The organism is Ruegeria sp. BHSA163 (genome assembly GCF_059613365.1).
This window is the reverse complement of the sequence record NZ_JBXWSJ010000128.1, coordinates 1-1,582: the sequence shown is the minus strand read 5'-3', so window position 1 is coordinate 1,582 and position 1,582 is coordinate 1. Positions and strand designations below refer to the sequence as shown.

At 52.3% G+C, this 1,582-nt stretch carries 1 protein-coding gene; it reads right to left on the bottom strand.

Features of this window, described 5'->3' with window-relative positions; genetic code table 11:
- Positions 1-1,487: caspase family protein (locus tag AC2FNV_RS23510; protein WP_170609146.1), on the bottom strand; the 1,487-nt coding region annotated here is incomplete at its 3' end.
- Positions 1,488-1,582 lie beyond the last annotated feature (95 nt).

Below are 1,582 nucleotides of genomic sequence, written 5' to 3'. Positions count from 1 at the left end.
ATGAACTGGTTTTCTCTGGCGTTGCCGATTGTTGCCAAGTGTCCTCCCATCTCATTTGCGAACTCGCTTGAAGTAAAAAAATCCTTTCTGGACGACCGCACTGCCAGGTACAGGTGCCCTTCGAAATATCCAAAAACGACTTCGCTGCGACCAAGGATTTTGAGTGCCCTCTGTAACCTTTCCTCCATGGCCTCCGGCATCTCTTCCTGCTTATAAGCGCGAGCGGTGTCGCTCTGGAGCGCCTTGATCGCGGGTACGTCCGGCAGCAAGCGCAAGAATGCAATATCGACTCGGGTTCCCGGATAAAGACCGTTGGCAACCCGAACCGTAGAGATCGCATTGCGGGTTCTGGGACCGAAGGCGCCGTCCACGCTGCCGACGTTCTGCCCCATCATGTTCAATGCTTCTTGCACCAGTTTTCGTTGTTCCAGCGTCAGATCAGCTTCAAGCTTGCCGTCCGGAAAGCTCGCTTTCAGCCAAGGCTCTCTGTTTCGCTTTCTTCGTTTCGCTTCGGCTTCGGATTGCAGCACTTCCAGCTTGTCCTTCGCAAAAGCAACAAGGTAGTGCTCTGAGTGCGCCTCGTATTTTTCCAGGAATTTTTCCCAGGAATAAACTGTTCCGCGGCTTTCAGCCTGGGTATAATCCGAGGCAAGTTCGTTATTTATCTGCGCTGCTGCCATGGCGATTTCAGCCTCCGACATCTGCTTTTTCGGGTCGGGTGGCAGAGGTTCCTTCAGGAAGAGATCAGATCCCGGTAGCGATCCGTATGTGAAAGGCTCTTGATACCCTTCGGTCGCCTGGAACACACTGTCTCGCACTTTACGGAACATCTTGCCCACTTCAAGCCCGGGTTCTTCGAGATGCGTTAGCAAGGCGGAGGCGTAAGGGCTGTTACGACCGTCGCCGTCGAGGGCCAGCGTCCCGCCCCGTGCCGAGTATCCGACAAGAACACCGCCCGGATCAATTCGGGCCAATCCTTGTCCAATGCTGCGCGTAGCACTTGTTCTGATCATGTCAGTCACAAACGGGTTGTTACGGCACGCGTCAACAAGCACGATTTTCAATCCGGGAGATTGGGCGATTGAGTTCACCACAGTATCCAGGCGTATGGCCTCAAAGTCGACATCTATGTCGCTGCGCAGTTCAGCGTTTATCGGGATGAGATAGTTATTGTTTTCGATTTCGATGCCGTGCCCGGCATAATAGATCATGACCTTGTCAGCGGTGCGGGAGGCATCGGCAAAATCACGAAGGGCAAGGCGCATTTCACGGTAATCCAGATTGGTTCCAATTGTGACCTCGAAATCCAGCCTCTTTAGCGCTGCAGCGATGTCCTGGGCATCGTTTTCAGGGTTTGGCAGATTGGCAACGTGATCGTAATCCGAGTTTCCGATAACAAGGGCTACTCGAGTTTCCTCGGCGACAACATCCGAGGCGATGAATACGCAAAAACTCGCAGCCAGCCATGTCGAGACGTATCTAAACAAAACAAATTCCGATCAACAATTAAACTCCACAATATCACAAACTCAGATCTTCAACAAAAACTCGACCAACAATGCACTTCAGATGAGCTTTCTGC